A 19,488-nucleotide genomic window follows, 5' to 3' on the forward strand; every position below is an offset into this window, starting at 1 on the left:
ATGGCAGATTTTTTTCAGAATGGTGTAATTACAACACTTCAGAATTTAGGAGATAGAACATTAGAAGATTTAGAAAGTGAGTTAGAAGGTTTTAGCAAACGAAGAGGGATGTTGTTAATGTTACCTGCTTTGTATTCTGAGTTTGAAACCCCTGCAATGCACAAAATTATAGAGGAGTTAAAACATGTAAAATATCTTTATAAAATTATTTTAGGATTAGACCAAGCTACAGAAGAGCAATTTAAAGAGGTTAAAAAATTAATGTCTGTATTGCCTTGTCAGGTAGATGTGTTGTGGAATGATGGGCCTAGAATAAAAGAGTTGTATGCAGATCTTACTGCCGAAGGTTTTCCGGGGTTACAAACACCAGGAAAAGGAAGAAATGTTTGGACCATGATTGGGTATGCGTTGGGAGATAAAGATGCTTATGCTTTTGCTTTGCACGATTGTGATATTGTAAATTACAGCAGAGAAATTCCTGCAAGATTATTTTATCCTATCGTACATCCAGCTTTAGATTTTGAATTTAACAAAGGATTTTATTCCAGAGTAACTAATAAATTACACGGTAGAGCTACCCGTTTGTTATACACACCTTTGGTAAACTCTTTGGCTAAAGTATACGGAGAAAGTAAGTATTTAGATTATATGGGAAGTTTTAGATATTCATTATCTGGAGAGTTTTCTTTTATAAGGTCGTTGGCAAGAGGTATTGGAATTTCTCCTACTTGGGGATTAGAAGTTTCTACGTTAAGTGAGGTGTATAAAAACACATCTAACAAAAGAATTTGTCAAACAGAAATTATGGAAACCTACGAACACAAACATCAAGATTTGGGAGATCAGGCTTCTGGTTCTGGAATTTATAAAATGTCTAAAGATATTGCCAAAACTTTGTTTAGAGTGTTGGCACAAGAAGGAGTTGTGTTTTCAGAAGCTTCTTTTAAAACCTTATTGGCTACTTATTTTCAGGAATCTAGGTTCGAGATTTCTAAATACAATGCTCTAAGTAAATTAAATGCGTTGGAATATAATAGAGAGAAAGAAATAAAAGCTGTAGAAGCTTTTCAAAATGCCATACAAGAAGCCTCTCATGAGTTTTATGAAGATCCTATGGGAACACATTCTTTATCATCTTGGATTACGGTGAGATCTGTAATGCCAGATTTTTCTGAAAAATTTGTGAACTACGTTAAAAAAGACAATGAATAATGAAACATATATCAGACAAAGACCACACAATTAATAAACGCTTGCACAAACTATATCCGCCAGAAATAGCAGATAGAGCCGTGGATAGTATTATTGATTTAATTTTTAAGTACAAATCTAGAATTCAATCCAAACCTTATCACTTAAGTGAAAAAGATGTGATTTTAATTACTTACGGAGATCAAGTAAATAAAGATTACGAACCGTCTTTGCAAACCTTAAAAGGTTTTATGGATAAGCATTTAAAAGGAATTATAAATTCTGTACATATTTTACCCTTTTACCCTTATTCTTCTGATGATGGATTTTCTGTAGTAAACTACGGAGCTGTAGATCCTAAAATGGGTTCTTGGAGAGAAATAGAGCAAATAAGTGGAGAATATAGATTAATGGTGGATGGAGTCATCAATCATATTTCCCAATTTTCAGATTGGTTCAAAGCTTTCTTAGCAGGAGATCCTTATTTTCAAGATTTTTTTACAGAAGTAGATCCTTCTATAGATTTAAGCAAAGTGGTAAGACCAAGAGCCTTACCATTGTTAAGTGAATTTGTAGACAACAATGGGAAAATTAGGCATGTTTGGACAACTTTTAGTAAAGATCAGGTAGATTTAAATTACAAAAGTCATCGAGTTTTAAGAAACGTACTAGATGCTCTTTTTTATTATGTAGAAAAAGGAGCCACCTTAATTAGATTAGATGCCATTGCCTTTATTTGGAAAGAAATAGGAACCGAATGTGTACACTTAGAACAAACACATGAGCTAATTCAGTTAATGAGAGAAGTGCTACATGAAGTAGCTCCAGAAGTAATTATTATTACAGAAACCAATGTTCCTCATCACGAAAATGTATCTTATTTTGGAAGTGGAGATGATGAAGCACAAATGGTTTACAATTTTGCTTTGCCACCTTTGTTGGTGCATTCTGTCCAAAATAAAAATACCAAAACGTTAATGTCTTGGGCAAAAACATTAACGCTGCCTAGTGATAAGGTTTGCTTTTTTAATTTTACGGCAAGTCATGATGGAATTGGTTTAAGACCGGTAAAAGGAATTTTAACCGACGAGGAACTTAATCGAATGGGGGAAACAGTTAAAAACCATGGAGGATTAATTTCTTATAAAACCGATGCCGATGGAAGTCAAAGTCCGTATGAGCTAAACTGTAGTTATATGGATGCTTTAACACATCCGGATGAAACAGATGAACTTCGTTACAAAAGAATGTTTTTGTCACAAGCCACAGTATTGGCAATGCCAGGGGTTCCAGGAGTGTACTTTCATTCCTTAGTAGGATCTAGAAACTACAAAGACGGTGTAAAACATTCTGGAATAAATAGAACAATTAACAGAGAAAAATACCATATAGATTGGTTAGAAAAAGAATTAGCTACTCAAGGAACGTTGACTAAAAAAATGTTAGATAGTTATAAGAGAATTATTTCTATACGCATAAACGAAGCAGCGTTTAATCCTTTTGGAAAATTTGAGTTTATAGATTTACATACTTCTCTTTTTGTTGTAGATCAACATTGTATACACCAAAAAGAAAGAATTGTAGCAGTGCATAATTTTTCTGACACAACAATATCATGCGAGTTGCCCAACAAAATTTCTCTTCCTTTAACCAATATTTTAGCACCAAATTCCGAAGCATTAACAAGTTCAACAATAAGTTTACAGCCTTTTGAAATTATGTGGCTTAAAGGGAATTTGTAAATAGGTTGTCTTTTTTGTGTATATTTTTAGAAAATAACATTCCGTTCTAAAGTCATTTTATATCTTTAATCTTAAAATTGATTTAAAATGACTTTATATCCGATAGAGGCCGGAAACTTTAAGTTAGATGGAGGAGCTATGTTTGGAGTAGTCCCTAAAGCCATTTGGCAAAAAACCAATCCTGCCGATGCAACCAATAAAATTGATATTGGTATGCGTTGTTTGTTGATAGAAGACGGAGATCGATTGATATTAATAGACACAGGTTTAGGAAACAAGCAAAGCGATAAGTTTTTTAGTTACTACACTCCTTGGGGAAATTTTACGTTAGACACTTCTTTGGCTAAACACGGTTTTCATAGAGATGATATTACCGATGTTTTTTTAACCCATCTGCATTTTGATCATGTAGGAGGAGCCATTCAGTGGAATAAAGACAGAACTGTTTTAGAACCCTCTTTTAAGAATGCTACATTTTGGTCCAATGCCAATCATTGGCAATGGGCAGTAGAACCCAATGCTAGAGAAAAAGCCTCTTTTTTATCAGAAAACATATTGCCAATTCAGGAAAGTGGACAGCTAAAGTTTGTGGGATTGAACGGAGAACATCAATCTAAAGAATCTGAGTTAGGGTTTGGCATATTTTATGCTGATGGTCATACCGAAAAACAAATGATTCCAATAATTCAGTACAAAGGAAAAACACTTGTTTTTATGGCAGATTTGTTACCAACAATAGGTCATATACCATTGCCTTATGTAATGAGTTTTGATACACGGCCTTTGTTAACCTTATCGGAAAAAGAATTATTTTTGAAAGAAGCTGCAGCAAACGATTATTTGTTGTTTATGCAGCACGATGCACATCATGAAATATGTACCGTACATCAAACAGAAAAAGGAATAAGATTAAAAGAAACATTTACATTTAAAGAAATATTTAATTCATGAAATTAACAAAATATACAGCAGTTATTGCCCTAGGAACCTTTGTAGTAAGTTGTAGTTCTATTCACAACATAGCAGTGCCAGAAGGAAAAAGTACAGCCGTACATATTCCTGCAAAAAAGGTATTTGCAGAAGAAGAATTAAACACTTGGTCGCATTCAGACTTAGCTACAGATTCTATTCCAGGAATGAGCTTGGCTAAAGCTTATGAGTTTTTACAAGGAAAAAAATCAGTTCCTGTAATTGTAGCAGTTACCGACTCGGGTTCTGATATTACACACGAAGATTTAAAAAGCAAAGTGTGGGTAAACCCTAAAGAAATTGCTGGGAACGGTTTAGATGATGATAAAAACGGATTTATTGATGATGTTCATGGATGGAACTTTTTAGGGCCTACGTATGATGAAACGTTAGAAATTACCAGATTGTATAGAACTTTAAAACCAAAGTACGAAGGAAAAACATCGGTAGATATTAAGAAAAAAGATCAAGATGATTATTTGGCTTTTAAGGCTTTAGAAGAAGATTATAAAAACAATTTAGAAGAAGCTAAAAAAGGACAAGAACAATACATGCAATATCAAAGTATGTTAAAGGACACCGATATTGCGATGCAAAACTTAACGGGTAAAAAAGAATATACTTTAGAAGATGTTAAAGGGGCAACTTCTAATTTTGATTTTGTAAACTCTAAAAAGGAAATTGCTATCAGAATTTTAGAAAGCGGAAGTACCATAGAAGAGCAAATAGAGCAACTAGAACCTGCAGTAGAGTATTATACATCTAAAGTAAATACTTATTACAATTTAGAGTTTGATGGAAGAGCCGCTTTAAATGATGATGCTTATTCTATGAAAACAAAAGTTTATGGAGATAACAATGTAAAAGACCAGGCAGATGATGAAATTCATGGAACACATGTTTCTGGAATTATTTTGGCAGATAGAAATAATGATTTAGGAGTACAAGGAGTTGCCAATAATGCATTGTTAATGGCAGTTAGAGTAGTGCCTAATGGTGATGAATATGACAAAGATGTAGCTTTAGGAATTAGATATGCGGTAGATAATGGAGCTAAAGTTATCAATACCAGTTTTGGAAAAGGATACTCTCCAAATGCAGAATGGGTGTATGATGCGATTAAATATGCGGCTAAAAAAGATGTGTTAATTGTAAACGCAGCAGGTAACGATGCTCAGAATATTGATGACAAACCAAGCTATCCGAAAGATGTAGATGATGCCGAAGAAATATCTGACAACTTTTTAACAGTGGGTGCTATTACTCGTTTTTACGATGAAAAGTTATTGGCAGATTTTACTAATTATGGGAAAAAAAGCGTAGATGTTTTTGCACCAGGACACGATATTTACAATACTGTTCCAGGAAATAAATATAAAAAATTAAGCGGTACCTCTATGGCTTCTCCAGCAACAGCAGGTGTGGCAGCATTAATTCGTTCTTACTATCCAGAGTTGTCTGCAAGTCAAGTAAAACATATTATTATGAATTCGGGTACATTGGTAGATATGAAAGTATTGTTGCCAGGTGGAGCAGGTAAAAAAGTACAATTATCAGAAATTTCTAGAACAGGAAGAGTGGTAAATGCTTACAATGCAGTTAAAATGGCTCAAGAGATTGTAAATCAAAAAAAATAAAAAAACAAAAGACAAACAACATACCAGCTCATTACGGGCTGGTATTTTTATTTAAATAACGATGAACAAAATAATAGTATTCTTAGGACTGTTGTCGCTTAATATACATGCACAATATTGGCAACAAAAAACGGATTATAAAATGAGTATTGATATGGATGTAACAACCTATCAATACACAGGAAAGCAAGAAATAACCTATAAAAATAATTCACCAGAAACGTTAACCAAGGTGTATTATCATTTATATAACAATGCTTTTCAGCCGGGGAGTGCTATGGATGTAAAAATTCAAAACATGAAAGATCCTGACCCAAGGGTTATGGTGAATGTAGGTACAGAAGAAGCTCCAGTAAATAAAAGTAAAATTGCTTTGTTAAAACCAGAAGAACAAGGGTATTTAAAAGTGATTACTTTAACACAAGGAGGAAAAGCTTTAAATTATCAGGTAGAAGGAACTATTTTAGAAGTAGAGTTGGCCAAGCCTTTAAAATCAGGACGAAAAACTCGTTTAAAAATGGAGTTTAAAGGTCAGGTTCCATTACAAGTAAGAAGATCTGGAAGAGATAATAAAGAAGGAGTAGCTTTGTCTATGACTCAATGGTATCCAAAATTAGCAGCTTATGACGATGAAGGTTGGCATGCAAATCCGTATTTAGGAGCTGAGTTTTATGCAGACTGGGGAGATTATGAAATAGATATTACAATTGATAAAGCATATACTATTGGAGGTTCTGGTTATTTACAAAATCCTAATGAAGTTGGGCACGGTTATGAAGATTCTGCTAAAAAATTAAAACAAAAAGTAGTTGATGGAAAAATTACTTGGGAGTTTAAAGCTCCAAATGTGCATGATTTTTCTTGGGCTGCCGATGCAGATTATAAACATTTAAAACACAAAGTAACAAACGGTCCAGAGGTTCATTTTTTATATAAAAACTCATTATCTAAAGCCCAAAAAGAATCTTGGGGAAAATTACCGAAAGTAATGGATGAGTTGTTTTCTTTTTACAAAAATCAGGTAGGAGCGTATCCATACAAACAATACACGGTTGTACAAGGAGGTGATGGAGGAATGGAGTATGCAATGTGTACTTTAATTACAGGAGATAGAGAGTATAGAAGTTTGGTAGGAGTGGTTGCTCATGAATTGGCACATTCTTGGTTTCAGTTTTTATTGGCAAGTAACGAAACCAAACACGCTTGGTTAGATGAAGGTTTTACCACTTATTTATCTACCCTTATAGAAAACAAATTGTTTAACGATGAAAAAGATGCTTTTGATAAAATGTATGCCAGTTACGTAAAGTTGGTAGGTTATGGAATAGAACAACCTTTAACCACACATGGAGATGCTTTTGACTACAATTACGGTTACGGAGTTTCTTCTTACAACAAAGGAGCATTGTTTCTACATCAGTTAGAATATGTAATAGGAAAAGAAGCGCTAAAAAACACGTTAAGAAATTACTTTAAAGCCTTTAGTTTTAAGCATCCAAAACCAGAAGACTTTATCAGAATTGCAGAAAAAACTTCTGAAATAGAACTAGACTGGTATTTTAATTTTTGGATAGAAACTACTGCTACTATAGATTATGAAGTATTTCCTCCGTTAACCAATACCATAACAATTCATAGAAAAGGAAAAATGCCTATGCCTGTAGCATTAGTAGTTACTTATGAGGATGACAGTCAAGAAACATTTTACATTCCTTTAGATATTATGAGGGGAGAAAAAAAGCAAAAATCAACCTTATTGCCCGATTGGCCTTGGATAAAACCAACGTATAGTTTTAAGGTAGATCATAAAATTAAAAAGATTGAAATTGACAAAGAACATCAAATGATGGATGTAAACAGAGAAAATAATATTTGGGAGCAAAATTAACATTCGTCAATTTAAAATGAGTACCTTAAACACAAATTAGAAACACTCAACATGCCTCAATCAAAAACATTGCAACAAATACTAAATATAGATTTGCCTTTTTTGGTAGCTCCAATGTTTTTAGTTTCTAATACTGCTATGGTTATTGCAGCCATGCAAAAAGGAGGTGCAGGATGTATTCCTGCTTTGAACTACAGAAAAATTAGTGAGTTAAAAGCAGCAATACAAGAAATGAAAGCTCACAAGCCACATAATGGAGCTTTTGGAATTAATATTATAGTAAACACCTCCAACTTAAAATACAGAGATCAGTTAAAAGCTTGTTGTGACGAAGGGGTAGATTTTATTATTACTTCCTTAGGAAGCCCTAGAGAAGTAATTGTAAAAGCAAGAAGAGCTAAAATTAAAGTGTTTTGTGATGTTGTAAATTTAGATCATGCAAAAAAAGCAGAAGCTTTAGGTTGCGATGCTTTAATTGCGGTAAACAATACAGCAGGTGGTCATAGAGGAGAATTAGATCCAGAAACGCTAATTAAACAGTTGTTTAAAAACACCAATTTGCCTATTATATCTGCAGGGGGAATAGGTTCTAAGCAAGATTTAGAAAAAGTATTAGCATATGGTGCAGCAGGAGCTTCTATAGGAAGTCCGTTTATAGCCTCACAAGAATCTCAAGTTTCGGATGCTTATAAAAACGCTTGTGTAACTTATGGAGCCAAAGACATTGTAATGACCAAAAAAATATCTGGAACACCTTGTACGGTTATTAATACTCCTTATGTACAAAAAATTGGATTGGATGAAACTTGGTTGGAAAAAAAATTACACAAGTACAAATTTTTAAAAAAGTGGGTAAAACTGTTAAGGTATTTAAAAGGAACGCAAGATGTAATATCTTCTGCTAAAGAAGTAACTTATAAAACGGTTTGGGTTGCCGGACCTAGTATTGAACATACATACAAAATAGAGCCTATTTCCAAAATAATAGATAGATTTGTGTAATATGCATAATTCCATTAGCATTAGAACCTTATATTTGTCTTGTAAGAACCTTATATTTTAGACCTAAATTTTTGTGAAACACTTTTTTATATACATATCTGCATTTTTATTGTTGGCTTGTAGTACTCGTAAAGATAGGTTTGTAAACAGGCAATACCATGCTTTAGTTACAAAATATAATGTGGTTTATAACGGGAAATTAGCTTTTGAAAAGGGATTAGAAAAAGTTGAGAGTACTTATCAAGATGATTTTAATGAAATTCTTCCTATAGAGCCTTTTAGCTTTTATGCAGATCAAAAAATAGATGGTGATGCACAACCAATTGGGCAAGCAGATTTTGAAAGAGCCGAAGAAAAAGCTGTAAAAGCCATTCAGAAACACTCTATGTTGATAGGAGGAGAAGAAAGAAATTCGCAAATAGATGAAGCCTATTTATTATTGGCAAAATCTAGATATTATACCAAAAGATTTGGTCCTGCTTTAGAATCTTTTGAATACATTATTAAAAATTACCCTAGTGCCAGTTTAATATATGAAACGGTGGTTTGGAGAGCAAAAGCAAACATTCATTTAGACAATGTAGATTTTGGAAAAAGAGCTTTAAAAAGATTGCTAACCTCTTCTAGAATTTCTGATAAAATAAGACAGCAAGCAGAAATAGGTTTGGTAATGGCCTATCAAAAAACACCTGATAGTTTAGATCAAATAGTTTCACATTTAGAAGCTTCTTTGCAAGCAATTAATAAAGGAACTACAGCAAGTAGAGCTGCATTTGTTTTAGGACAAGTTTATAGAAAATTAGGATTGGTAGCAGAGTCAGATGAAGCTTTTGATCAAGTAATACAAACCCCAAACGGATTGTACAAATTAAAAGTCCAGGCTCAGTTAGAAAAAATAAACAATCATTTAAAAGAATATTCTACAGAAGAGTTTTTAGAAAAGGTAAACAAACTAATCAGAGTAACCAAAAACAGGCAATACTTAGGAGCTTTATTGTATCAAAAAGGGTTGATATATCAAGCATCTGATTCTATTTCTTTGGCCAAACAATTTTTTACAGAATCTGTGCAAAGCCCTAAAAGTGATGTCAGTCAAAAAGTATTGTCTTATGAAAAATTAGGAGATTTGTCTTACAATTTAAAGAACTACGAGTCAGCAAAATCTTATTACGATACACTGATAAATGTTGCTCAAAATAAAAATTCTAGACGTGTTATTAGAATTAAACGAAAATCGAACAGTTTAGAGAAAATTGTCAACATATCAAATCACGCGAGAACAAACGATAGTTTGCTAAAAATAGCTCGTATGAATGATGATGATTTGACAATATTTTTTAAAAACCATATTCAAAAAATAAAGGAGCAAGAAAAACAAGCAAGGTTAAAAGAATTACGCTTGTTGTCTAAACAAAACAATATAGGATTTGCTGACAAAACAGATTGGTACTTTTACAACAGCACCGAAAGAATTAAAGGGAAAACAGCCTTTAAAGAAATTTGGAATTTGTCTGTTAAAAAAGAAAACTGGTATGCAAAATCTTTAATAACTGCTAGTGATGTAAATAAAGGAACACCATCATTAGATAGAGAAGAGTCTGTAGAAAACAATAAATACAAAGTAATTTATTACACAAGTAAAATAAATAGAGATCCTAAGTTTTTAGATAGTATTACAGCTACAAGAAATTTAAATTATTACGAGTTGGCAAATGCGTATTCTACCCAGTTAGAAGAACATGATTTGGCTATTGAAAAATTAGAAAATTTAATTTTATTTGACCCTTATGATGATTTAAAGATAGGAGCCTATTATAAATTGTATAAAATTTATAAAGACTCTGGGAATTCAATCAAATCAAACGTATACAGACAGAAATTAACAAATGAATTTCCAAACTCATCGTTTACAAAATTGGCAAACAATCAAAATCAAGAAGGTTTGGTTTTAGAAGAAGAAAATGCTTATATAAAGTGTTATGAAACAATTTATGAACTTTACAAAGTAAATTCTATACAAGCTGCACAAGAAGAAATGGATGAGGCACTCGTAAAATATGGAGAAACATCTTTGGCTCCTAAATATATGTTGTTAAACGCTTATTTAATTGCAAAACAAAAAGGGAAAGAAGCCTTTGAAAAAGAATTAAAAGACTTAAACTTTAGGTATCCTAATTCTGAAGAAGCTAAAAAAGCCAAAGAATTATTAAATAAGAAATAACTAACTTTGAAAGAATAAATTAAGAGGATATATGTTTGGTTCAGATAAAAAGAAAGCACAAAACATGCAAGAGAATTTAACCATGGAGAGAAACAGGATTTCAAAGAAATCCATATTCAAAGGAAGTATTACCTCTCAGGGTGATTTTAGAATAGATGGAACTATTGAAGGAGATTTAACCACTACAGGGAAAGTAATTATAGGACCCGATGGAAAAGTTTACGGAAAAGTAAAATGTGTAAATGCAGATATAGAAGGTTTTTTAGAAGGACATTTAGAGGTTAAAAACTCTTTGTGTTTAAAACCAACAGCTAAAGTTGCAGGAGATATTTTTATGGAAAGTTTAACTGTAGAGCCAGGAGCTATTTTTAATGCGAATTGTAGAATGTTAAGTAGTATAAAAGAGTTAAATCCAGCAAATAGTGAACAAGCAACAGAATCAAAAGAGCGAGAATCAAACATTTCGGAAATTTCTTAAATTTTCAGGAATAGGAGTACAGTTAGGAGTTATGATGTTTTTGGCATCTAAAATTGGAAATGTAATAGATACGCATTATCAGTTAAGCAAACCTTGGGCTACCCTTTTGTTTATTATCTTAGCCCTTGTTATTTTTGTGATGAACTTAACCAGACAATTAAACAAACTTAATAAAGAATAATTTTAATGTTTAAAAATCATACCAAAGGTTTAGCCATTGTATTAGTGGTAAACCTTTTTGCTTTTTTACTACACAACTATTTAAAAGCAGATCGTCTTATAGATCAATTAGTTTTGGTAATAGATTTACCTCTTTCTTATATTGTAAATGCAACGTTATCTATTTTAGTGTGTACAAGTGTTTTGTTGTTAAATAAAAAATACGAAAGTCAAATAGGTTTTATTTTTTTAGGATTGAGTGTGATAAAGATGCTTTTATTGTACTTTGTTTTAAATCCGACGAATAAATTTGGAGAGGTTAGCACTCCAGATGCAATAGCTTTATTTATTCCCTTTGGATTGAATTTAGTGATGGAACAAATATTTATAGTAAAACTCTTAAAAATAAGCGATTTAACTAAAAATTTTAAAAAGGACTAAACTTTTTGAATTTTGTGTAAAACAATGTTGAAAACTCATAGTTATTTTAAATTATTGTTTACATTTGCACAAATTTTGAAACAATCCTTATTCACGAGAGAATGATAGTAAAATTGAACTTTAAGTTTTTAGTGGTGTTAATGCTTACATTAACAACGTTTACAAGTCAGGCAAACGATGATCAGCATGCTACAGATGCACACCAAAAAGAAGTAGTACAACACCAAAAAGAAAGTACAAATCATGCTTCAAATCACAATTCTCACAACAGCGGAGCTAACGATGGAGTGAGCAGTCCAGAAGAAATTACGGCATATGCTCAGCATCACTTAGCAGATTCTCATGATTTTATATTCTTTTCTGATGAGAAAACAGGACATCATTACGGATTTTCTTTACCAGTTATATTAGTAGATAATGGACTAAAAGTTTTTATGTCTTCTGAGTTTCACCACGGAGAAGCAATAGTTTCTAAAGGAGATAAAAACTATGTATTGCACCATGGTAAAATATACAATTCGGATGCTCAAGGTAATTTATTAGAAGACGAACACGGACATCACGTTCATCCATTAGATATTTCTATTACTAAAAACGTGTTTTCAATTTTAGTAATATCAATCATTATGCTTTTGTTATTTGTAAATTTAGCAAAAGGGTATAAAAAAGGACCAATTCCAACAGGATTTGCAAGAGTATTAGAGCCTTTAGTTGTTTTTGTAAGAGATGAAATAGCTAGACCAAATATAGGAGAAAAGAAGTACCGTAAGTTTATGGGGTTCTTGTTAACTGTGTTTTTCTTTATTTGGATTACCAACTTATTAGGATTAACTCCATTAGGAATTAACGTTACAGGAAACATTGCTGTAACAGTTTGTTTAGCATTGTTTACCTTCTTTATTGTACAGTTTAGTGCAAATAAAGATTATTGGAAACATATTTTCTGGATGCCAGGAGTACCTGTGCCAATGAAAATAGTTTTAGCACCTATAGAAGTATTAGGTATGTTTACAAAACCTTTCTCATTATTAATCCGTTTGTTTGCAAATATTACAGCAGGTCATACCGTTGTAATGGGATTAATAGCATTAATTTACACAGGTAAAGCAATGTTAGGTACAGGAGGAAGTATTGGAGTATCGTTATTGCTAACATTATTTATTAATGTAATAGAATTGTTAGTAGCATTTTTACAAGCATATATCTTTACAATGTTGTCATCATTGTTTATTGGTATGGCCGTAGAAGAACACGATCATCATTAAGAATAAATTTTTTGTTTAATTATATATAAATCAATTATTATGGCAATCCCAGGATTAGTAGGAGCAGGTTTAATCGTTATTGGAGCAGGTTTAGGTTTAGGTAAAATTGGTGGTTCAGCAATGGACGCTATTGCACGTCAACCAGAAGCAGCTAACAAGATTCAAACTGCAATGATTATTATTGGTGCATTATTAGAAGGTTTAGCATTTGGTGCTTTAATCTTAGGAAAATAATCACTAAGAAAAACTAAATACTATCTGTAACGGTTGGTTACAGATAGTATTTTAAACAAAAAATACAAAACAAACTAAATTAAATATTTTACATAGATGGATAAGTTAATTAACGATTTTTCATTTGGTTTATTTTTCTGGGTAGCAATTATATTTGTTATCTTAATCGTTTTAATGCGAAAGTTTGCATGGAAACCAATATTAGAAGCATTAAACGATAGAGAAGAAGGTATTTCTAATGCTTTAGAAGCAGCAGAAAATGCAAAAAAAGAGTTAGAAACTTTAAATGCTGACAACGAAAGAATCTTAAAAGAAGCTAGAGCAGAAAGAGACACTATGTTAAAAGAAGCTCGTGAAATTAAAGATAAAATTGTAGCAGATGCTAAAGAAGAAGCTAATGAACAAGCAGACACTATAATTTCTAACGCAAAACAAGCAATAGAAGTAGAGAAGCAAGCAGCATTGGCAGAGTTAAAATCTCAAATAGCAGGAATATCTATAGATATTGCTAAGAAAGTTATTAAGAGTGAATTAACTTCGGAGAAAACCCAATTAGAATTGGTAGAAAAATCTTTAAAAGAAGTTACTTTAAACTAGTATAAAGAATGAGTACAAGAGCAGCATTACGTTATGCAAAAGCGATCCTAAATCTTGCCAAAACAGATCATAGTGAATCAGCTGTATATGCAGATATGCAATTGATTGAAACTACGATTCAAGGAAGCAATGATTTAAAGGTGTTGTTAAAAAGTCCTATTATCAAATCAAGCGATAAAGTAAATGCTTTAGAAGCTATTTTTGGGAAACAAATTAACAACTACTCTTTAGGATTAATTAAGCTTTTAGCAAACAACAAACGATTAAATGTTTTAGAAACAGTAGCAAGTGATTATCAAATTATTTATGACCACTTAAAATCTATTGAAGTTGCTAAAGTAACTACAGCTGTTCCTTTAACACCTGCGTTAGAAGCGCAAGTTATAGCTAAAATAAAAGAATTAACTGGGAATGAAACAACTCTTAGCAATGAAGTAAATCCAGACATTATTGGAGGATTTATATTAAGAGTAGGAGATCTTCAGTACGATGCTAGTATAGCTAAAAGTTTAAGAGAATTAGAAAGAAGTTTTGACGATAGTCATTACGAAGCAAAAATTTAAAAATTTACATCAAATAATAAAAAAAGATGGCAGCAATAAAACCGGCTGAAGTATCAGCTATTTTACAAGAGCAGCTAACTAATTTTGAAGCAACAGGTTCTTTAAATGAAGTTGGTACTGTATTACAAATTGGAGATGGTATTGCACGTGTATACGGATTATCAAATGTGCAGTACGGAGAATTAGTTGAGTTTGAATCAGGATTACAAGGAATTGTATTAAACTTAGAAGAAGATAATGCAGGAGTTGTATTATTAGGATCTTCTTCTCAAGTACAAGAAGGTTCAACAGTAAAAAGAACTGAAAAAATTGCTTCTATCAATGTAGGTGAAGGAATTGTAGGTCGTGTTGTAGATACTTTAGGAACACCTATTGACGGTAAAGGTCCTATTGCAGGAGAAACTTTTGAAATGCCTTTAGAACGTAAAGCACCAGGAGTAATTTTCCGTGAGCCAGTAACAGAACCATTACAAACAGGTATCAAATCTGTAGATGCAATGATTCCTATTGGACGTGGACAACGTGAGTTGATTATTGGTGACCGTCAAACAGGGAAATCAACAGTAGCTTTAGATACCATCTTAAATCAAAAAGAGTTTTACGATGCAGGACAACCTGTTTATTGTATTTATGTAGCTGTTGGACAAAAAGCTTCTACAGTTGCTGGTATTGTAAACTTATTAGAAGAAAAAGGTGCTTTGGCTTATACTACTGTAGTAGCAGCTAACGCTTCAGATCCTGCTCCAATGCAGGTATATGCTCCTTTTGCTGGGGCAGCAATTGGTGAGTACTTCCGTGATACAGGAAGACCTGCTTTAATTGTTTATGATGATTTATCTAAACAAGCAGTAGCTTACCGTGAAATTTCATTATTATTAAGAAGACCACCAGGACGTGAAGCATATCCTGGAGATGTTTTCTACTTACACTCTAGATTATTAGAGCGTTCTGCAAAAGTTATTGGTGATGATTCTATCGCTTCTAAAATGAACGATGCTCCTGTTTCTTTAGCAGGAAAAATCAAAGGAGGTGGTTCTTTAACTGCTTTACCTATTATCGAAACTCAAGCAGGAGACGTATCAGCTTATATTCCTACCAACGTAATTTCTATTACAGATGGACAAATTTTCTTAGATGGAGATTTGTTTAACTCAGGAGTTCGTCCAGCAATTAACGTAGGTATTTCTGTATCTCGTGTAGGAGGTTCTGCTCAGATTAAATCTATGAAAAAAGTATCGGGTACTTTAAAATTAGATCAAGCTCAGTTCCGTGAATTAGAAGCATTTGCTAAATTCGGATCTGATTTAGATGCAGCTACTTTATCTGTTATTGAAAAAGGACAACGTAACGTAGAAATTTTAAAGCAAGCTCAGAACGATCCTTATACAGTAGAAGATCAAATTGCAATTATATATGCAGGTTCTAAAAACTTATTGTCTAAAGTTCCTGTAAATAAAGTTAAAGAATTTGAAGCAGACTATATTGAGTACTTAAATGCTAAGCATAGAGATACTTTAGATGTATTAAAGTCTGGTAAATTAGAAGGATTAGATGTATTAGAAGCTGTTGCAGCTGAAATTTCATCAAAATACGAATAAAATAGTATTGAGTAGCTAGTACAGAGCATAAAGAATCTTTGCACTAGTTACTCCTTAATATAACACGTAGTTATATATCTAGCTACTAGATACTAACTACTAACTACTTAAAAGTATGGCAAACTTAAAAGAAATTAGAAACAGAATTACCTCTATTGGTTCTACGATGAAAATCACGAGCGCAATGAAAATGGTATCTGCTGCAAAGTTAAAAAAGGCTCAAGATGCAATTACTGCTATGCGACCTTATGCTAACAAATTAACTGAGTTGTTGCAAAACTTAAGTGCTACTTTAGATGCAGATGCAGGAGGTGTATATGCAGATCAAAGAGAAGTTTCTAAAGTATTATTAGTAGTTGTTTCTTCTAACAGAGGTTTGTGTGGAGGTTTTAATACATCTATTATTAAAAAAACAGATCGTGTTATTTCTGAAAAATATCAAGGTAAAGATATTACGCTTTATACTATAGGTAAAAAGGCAAATGATATTTTATCTAAAAAATACAATGTATATAAAAATAATGTCGAAATCTTTGACAATTTAACTTTTGATAATGTTACTGTTATTGCAGAAGAGTTGATGCAATTGTTTTCTGAAGGAAAGTATGATAAAATTGAAGTGGTATACAATGTGTTTAAAAATGCAGCAACTCAAGTAGCTACATTAGAACAATTTTTACCAATTCAACCTATTGAAATAAAAGGGAATGTTTCTTCTGATTATATTTTTGAACCATCAAAAGAGGAAATAGTTGAAGCATTAATTCCTAAATCTTTAAAAACACAGTTGTATAAAGCTATTAGAGATTCATTTGCTGCCGAACATGGAGCTCGTATGACTGCAATGCACAAAGCAACAGACAATGCAAAAGATTTAAGAAACGATTTATTGTTAACATATAACAAAGCACGTCAAGCTGCCATTACAGGAGAAATCTTAGAAATTGTTGGAGGAGCTGAAGCGTTAAACAATTAAGCTGAGCTTACGAAGCTAAATTGCAAACAAGAAAAGCGTTAAACAATTAAGCTGAGCCAACGAAGCTAAATTGTAAACAAAGAAAAGCGTTAAACAATTAAGCTGAGATTACAAAGCTAAATTGTAAACAAAGAAAAGCGTTAAACAATTAAGCTGAGCCAACGAAGCTAAATTGTAAACAAAGAAAAGCGTTAAACAATTAAGCTGAGATTGCGAAGCTATAAATTTTCAATATAAAAAAAACCGATAACATGATAGAGTGCCCCCAAAATGTTAGACACAATTTGGGGGTATTTTTATGTCTAGAAAAGTAAAATACACATTAGGCTTTAAACAAGAATGTGTGAAGTTAGTTCTTAAAGGAGAACACTCTATAACTAGTTTGAGTAAAGAGCTAGGTTTTGATAGTTCTCTTCTTTCTCTTTGGTGTAGGCAATATGAACACAAAGGAGTTCAAGGTTTGTTACCAAAGATAAATAAACAATATACATCATCATTTAAACTTGATGTTTTACAACGAATAGAAAAAGAACATCTTTCGTTAGAGCAAGCATGTATTCTATTTGATATTGGAAGTGGTGCTAGTATTATTAATTGGCAAAGAAGATATAAATCCTTAGGTTTGAAAGGTCTTAAAAATCAACCTAAAGGAAGACCTATCGGAATGAAATCCAAGTCTAGAAAAAATAAATCTATACCATTAACTAGAGAAGAAAAACTTTTAAAAGAGAATCAATCTTTAAAAGCAGAACTTGATTTGCTAAAAAAGTTACAAGCCTTAGCTCAAGCCAGAGAGAAAAAGCAATAGTCATAAATGAGTTAAGGCATAAGCATGATTTGTCGGTATTGTTACCTCATGCAAAGATGGCTAGAAGTAGTTTTTATTATCATTTACAAAAAAGTAAAGAGCCTGATAAATATGAATCTATAAAAAGGTTTATTACTCAAATCTACCATCAACACAAAGGTAGGTATGGTTATAGAAGAATCACTTTAGTACTAAACAACAGAGGGATTATCATCAATCATAAAACAGTATTAAGACTAATGAAGTCCATGGGGTTAAAATCTTTGATTAGAGTTAAAAAGTATCGTTCTTACAGAGGAAGTCAAGGTAAAATAGCTCCCAATATACTTAAACGGAATTTTAAGGCTTCTAAAACCAATCAAAAATGGGCTACAGATATTACAGAATTTAAAGTTAAAGGTCAAAAACTTTATTTGTCTCCAATTATTGATTTATGTAGTAGAGAAATCATTAGTTATCAAATTTCTAGGAGTCCTAATTTTAGACAAATAACTCAAATGCTGGGGAAAGCTTTTAAAAAGTATAAAGCAGCAAATGTGTTATTACATTCGGATCAAGGATGGCAATATCAAATGGAAAAATATCAGAATATCTTAAAAAAGAACAAGATGATTCAAAGTATGTCTAGAAAAGGGAATTGTTTAGATAATGCTATTATTGAAAATTTCTTTGGAACTTTAAAATCTGAGCTGTTTTATCTAAAACAATGGAACTCGATTGAGCAATTAGAAAAGGAAATTAATGAATATATTTGCTATTATAATAATGATAGAATATCATTAGCTTTAAATGGAATGAGCCCGATAAAATATCGAGCTCATATCAATAATTAATTTTTTAACTGTCCAACTTTTTGGGGGCTGTCCATTTCGTTATCGGTTTTTTTGTGCGTAATACCTATATTTAGACTTTAATTTTTAAGAAATGGAAAGAACACTAGTTATTGGAGATATACACGGAGGTTTTAAAGCTTTGGAACAAGTTTTAGAAAGAGCAAACGTAACCTCAAAAGATACACTTATTTTTTTAGGAGATTATGTAGACGGTTGGAGTGAGGCTTTTGAAGTACTGAACCTGTTAATTAGCCTAAAAGCATCTAACAATTGTGTTTTTTTAAAAGGAAACCACGATGAGCTTTTTTACAATTGGTTAACAAAAGGAAAAGACAATCCTAACTGGTTACACCACGGAGGGCAAGCTACTATAGATTCTTACAAAGACAGACCTTATAATTTTATTAAAATCCATACACACTTTTTAGAAAACTTAGAAAATTATTATCTAGACTCAAAAAACAGATTGTTTTTACATGCAGGCTTTACCAATGTAAAAGGAATAGAACAAGAACATTTTACCAAAATGTTTTATTGGGATAGATCTTTGTGGGAAACAGCATTAGCTTGTAGAGATTTAAATAAGAATGATGAGTTTTATCCGGAACGATTAACTATTTATTCAGAAATATACATAGGCCACACACCCTTATCTAGAATAAACAAAGACAAACCATTCTGTGCAGCAGGAGTTTGGAATGTAGATACTGGAGCAGCCTTTACCAATCCGTTAACAATTATGGATGTAGATACTAAAGAATTTTGGCAGAGTGATCCTTTGCCAAGCTTATATCCAAATGAAAAAGGTAGAAATTAACATAAAAAAAGCTTTTCAGATTTTTAATCTGATTACTTTTATTACTTTTGCAGAGCTAATAAAAATATA

19 protein-coding genes are annotated in these 19,488 nt (G+C 32.1%); all 19 read left to right on the top strand.

All coding sequences use genetic code 11. The features are described 5' to 3' along the window. The 19 genes from ACY2IJ_RS10500 to ACY2IJ_RS10590 all read left to right on the top strand — a co-directional run bounded on the left by ACY2IJ_RS10500 (window position 1) and on the right by ACY2IJ_RS10590 (window position 19,419). The gene (locus tag ACY2IJ_RS10500) at window positions 1–1,212 is read left to right on the top strand and encodes a glycosyltransferase family protein (protein WP_476724319.1); all 1,212 of its coding nucleotides are present in this window, start codon (window positions 1–3) and stop codon (window positions 1,210–1,212) included. Then, window positions 1,212–2,933: a sugar phosphorylase gene (locus ACY2IJ_RS10505; protein ID WP_476724320.1), complete on the top strand. Its 1,722-nt coding sequence runs from the start codon at window positions 1,212–1,214 to the stop codon at window positions 2,931–2,933. The genes ACY2IJ_RS10500 and ACY2IJ_RS10505 overlap by 1 nt, the downstream gene beginning before the upstream one ends. 87 nt (window positions 2,934–3,020) lie before the next feature. Beyond that, window positions 3,021–3,884, top strand: a complete 864-nt coding sequence (locus ACY2IJ_RS10510; protein ID WP_476724321.1) for an MBL fold metallo-hydrolase — start codon at window positions 3,021–3,023, stop codon at window positions 3,882–3,884. Further along, window positions 3,881–5,539 (top strand): S8 family peptidase, encoded by a 1,659-nt coding sequence (locus ACY2IJ_RS10515; RefSeq protein WP_476724322.1) that lies wholly within the window; start codon window positions 3,881–3,883, stop codon window positions 5,537–5,539. The genes ACY2IJ_RS10510 and ACY2IJ_RS10515 overlap by 4 nt, the downstream gene beginning before the upstream one ends. Before the next feature lie 61 nt (window positions 5,540–5,600). Beyond that, on the top strand, window positions 5,601–7,427 hold the full coding sequence (locus ACY2IJ_RS10520) for a M1 family metallopeptidase (protein WP_476724323.1): 1,827 nt from the start codon (window positions 5,601–5,603) through the stop codon (window positions 7,425–7,427). Between the two features lie 51 nt (window positions 7,428–7,478). Further along, complete coding sequence (locus ACY2IJ_RS10525) at window positions 7,479–8,429, top strand: NAD(P)H-dependent flavin oxidoreductase (RefSeq protein ID WP_476724324.1); 951 nt, start codon at window positions 7,479–7,481, stop codon at window positions 8,427–8,429. Between the two features lie 73 nt (window positions 8,430–8,502). Then, a complete protein-coding gene (gene porW, locus ACY2IJ_RS10530) occupies window positions 8,503–10,650 on the top strand; it encodes a type IX secretion system periplasmic lipoprotein PorW/SprE (protein WP_476724325.1) in 2,148 nt (715 codons plus the stop codon). A gap of 31 nt (window positions 10,651–10,681) precedes the next feature. Then, entirely contained in the window at window positions 10,682–11,128 is a 447-nt protein-coding gene (locus ACY2IJ_RS10535) for a bactofilin family protein (protein ID WP_476724326.1), read from the top strand. A gap of 31 nt (window positions 11,129–11,159) precedes the next feature. Beyond that, a complete protein-coding gene (locus ACY2IJ_RS10540) occupies window positions 11,160–11,309 on the top strand; it encodes a hypothetical protein (protein ID WP_476724327.1) in 150 nt (49 codons plus the stop codon). Between the two features lie 5 nt (window positions 11,310–11,314). Then, the gene (locus tag ACY2IJ_RS10545; RefSeq protein WP_476724328.1) at window positions 11,315–11,728 is read left to right on the top strand and encodes a DUF6168 family protein; all 414 of its coding nucleotides are present in this window, start codon (window positions 11,315–11,317) and stop codon (window positions 11,726–11,728) included. A gap of 101 nt (window positions 11,729–11,829) precedes the next feature. Next, a complete protein-coding gene (gene atpB, locus ACY2IJ_RS10550; protein WP_476724329.1) occupies window positions 11,830–12,993 on the top strand; it encodes a F0F1 ATP synthase subunit A in 1,164 nt (387 codons plus the stop codon). Between the two features lie 39 nt (window positions 12,994–13,032). Further along, window positions 13,033–13,227 (top strand): ATP synthase F0 subunit C, encoded by a 195-nt coding sequence (locus tag ACY2IJ_RS10555; RefSeq protein ID WP_167896517.1) that lies wholly within the window; start codon window positions 13,033–13,035, stop codon window positions 13,225–13,227. A gap of 96 nt (window positions 13,228–13,323) precedes the next feature. Beyond that, window positions 13,324–13,824: a F0F1 ATP synthase subunit B gene (locus ACY2IJ_RS10560; protein WP_476724330.1), complete on the top strand. Its 501-nt coding sequence runs from the start codon at window positions 13,324–13,326 to the stop codon at window positions 13,822–13,824. 8 nt (window positions 13,825–13,832) lie between these two features. Further along, window positions 13,833–14,387 carry an ATP synthase F1 subunit delta gene (atpH, locus tag ACY2IJ_RS10565; protein ID WP_476724331.1) on the top strand — a complete coding sequence of 185 codons (555 nt, stop codon included), beginning with the start codon at window positions 13,833–13,835 and terminating at the stop codon, window positions 14,385–14,387. A 26-nt stretch (window positions 14,388–14,413) separates the two neighbouring features. Then, window positions 14,414–15,985 (top strand): F0F1 ATP synthase subunit alpha, encoded by a 1,572-nt coding sequence (atpA, locus tag ACY2IJ_RS10570; RefSeq protein WP_476724332.1) that lies wholly within the window; start codon window positions 14,414–14,416, stop codon window positions 15,983–15,985. A gap of 115 nt (window positions 15,986–16,100) precedes the next feature. After that, window positions 16,101–16,961, top strand: coding sequence for an ATP synthase F1 subunit gamma (gene atpG, locus ACY2IJ_RS10575; RefSeq protein ID WP_476724333.1), 861 nt, complete (start codon window positions 16,101–16,103; stop codon window positions 16,959–16,961). A 298-nt stretch (window positions 16,962–17,259) separates the two neighbouring features. Further along, complete coding sequence (locus tag ACY2IJ_RS10580) at window positions 17,260–17,769, top strand: transposase (RefSeq protein ID WP_476724334.1); 510 nt, start codon at window positions 17,260–17,262, stop codon at window positions 17,767–17,769. Window positions 17,770–17,771: 2 nt separating this feature from the next. Continuing rightward, window positions 17,772–18,602 (top strand): IS3 family transposase, encoded by an 831-nt coding sequence (locus ACY2IJ_RS10585; protein WP_476726555.1) that lies wholly within the window; start codon window positions 17,772–17,774, stop codon window positions 18,600–18,602. A 91-nt stretch (window positions 18,603–18,693) separates the two neighbouring features. Next, a complete protein-coding gene (locus ACY2IJ_RS10590) occupies window positions 18,694–19,419 on the top strand; it encodes a metallophosphoesterase family protein (protein ID WP_476724335.1) in 726 nt (241 codons plus the stop codon). Window positions 19,420–19,488 lie beyond the last annotated feature (69 nt).

The organism is Wenyingzhuangia gracilariae (assembly GCF_056387575.1).

What these genes read in the sequence shown, in the direction of transcription:
- ACY2IJ_RS10500 (WP_476724319.1), top strand. Translation starts at nt 1, where the DNA reads ATGGCAGATTTTTTTCAGAATGGTGTAATTACAACACTTCAGAATTTA.
- ACY2IJ_RS10505 (WP_476724320.1), top strand. Translation starts at nt 1,212, where the DNA reads ATGAAACATATATCAGACAAAGACCACACAATTAATAAACGCTTGCAC.
- ACY2IJ_RS10510 (WP_476724321.1), top strand. Translation starts at nt 3,021, where the DNA reads ATGACTTTATATCCGATAGAGGCCGGAAACTTTAAGTTAGATGGAGGA.
- ACY2IJ_RS10515 (WP_476724322.1), top strand. Translation starts at nt 3,881, where the DNA reads ATGAAATTAACAAAATATACAGCAGTTATTGCCCTAGGAACCTTTGTA.
- ACY2IJ_RS10520 (WP_476724323.1), top strand. Translation starts at nt 5,601, where the DNA reads ATGAACAAAATAATAGTATTCTTAGGACTGTTGTCGCTTAATATACAT.
- ACY2IJ_RS10525 (WP_476724324.1), top strand. Translation starts at nt 7,479, where the DNA reads ATGCCTCAATCAAAAACATTGCAACAAATACTAAATATAGATTTGCCT.
- ACY2IJ_RS10535 (WP_476724326.1), top strand. Translation starts at nt 10,682, where the DNA reads ATGTTTGGTTCAGATAAAAAGAAAGCACAAAACATGCAAGAGAATTTA.
- ACY2IJ_RS10540 (WP_476724327.1), top strand. Translation starts at nt 11,160, where the DNA reads ATGATGTTTTTGGCATCTAAAATTGGAAATGTAATAGATACGCATTAT.
- ACY2IJ_RS10545 (WP_476724328.1), top strand. Translation starts at nt 11,315, where the DNA reads ATGTTTAAAAATCATACCAAAGGTTTAGCCATTGTATTAGTGGTAAAC.
- atpB (WP_476724329.1), top strand. Translation starts at nt 11,830, where the DNA reads ATGATAGTAAAATTGAACTTTAAGTTTTTAGTGGTGTTAATGCTTACA.
- ACY2IJ_RS10555 (WP_167896517.1), top strand. Translation starts at nt 13,033, where the DNA reads ATGGCAATCCCAGGATTAGTAGGAGCAGGTTTAATCGTTATTGGAGCA.
- ACY2IJ_RS10560 (WP_476724330.1), top strand. Translation starts at nt 13,324, where the DNA reads ATGGATAAGTTAATTAACGATTTTTCATTTGGTTTATTTTTCTGGGTA.
- atpH (WP_476724331.1), top strand. Translation starts at nt 13,833, where the DNA reads ATGAGTACAAGAGCAGCATTACGTTATGCAAAAGCGATCCTAAATCTT.
- atpA (WP_476724332.1), top strand. Translation starts at nt 14,414, where the DNA reads ATGGCAGCAATAAAACCGGCTGAAGTATCAGCTATTTTACAAGAGCAG.
- atpG (WP_476724333.1), top strand. Translation starts at nt 16,101, where the DNA reads ATGGCAAACTTAAAAGAAATTAGAAACAGAATTACCTCTATTGGTTCT.
- ACY2IJ_RS10580 (WP_476724334.1), top strand. Translation starts at nt 17,260, where the DNA reads ATGTCTAGAAAAGTAAAATACACATTAGGCTTTAAACAAGAATGTGTG.
- ACY2IJ_RS10590 (WP_476724335.1), top strand. Translation starts at nt 18,694, where the DNA reads ATGGAAAGAACACTAGTTATTGGAGATATACACGGAGGTTTTAAAGCT.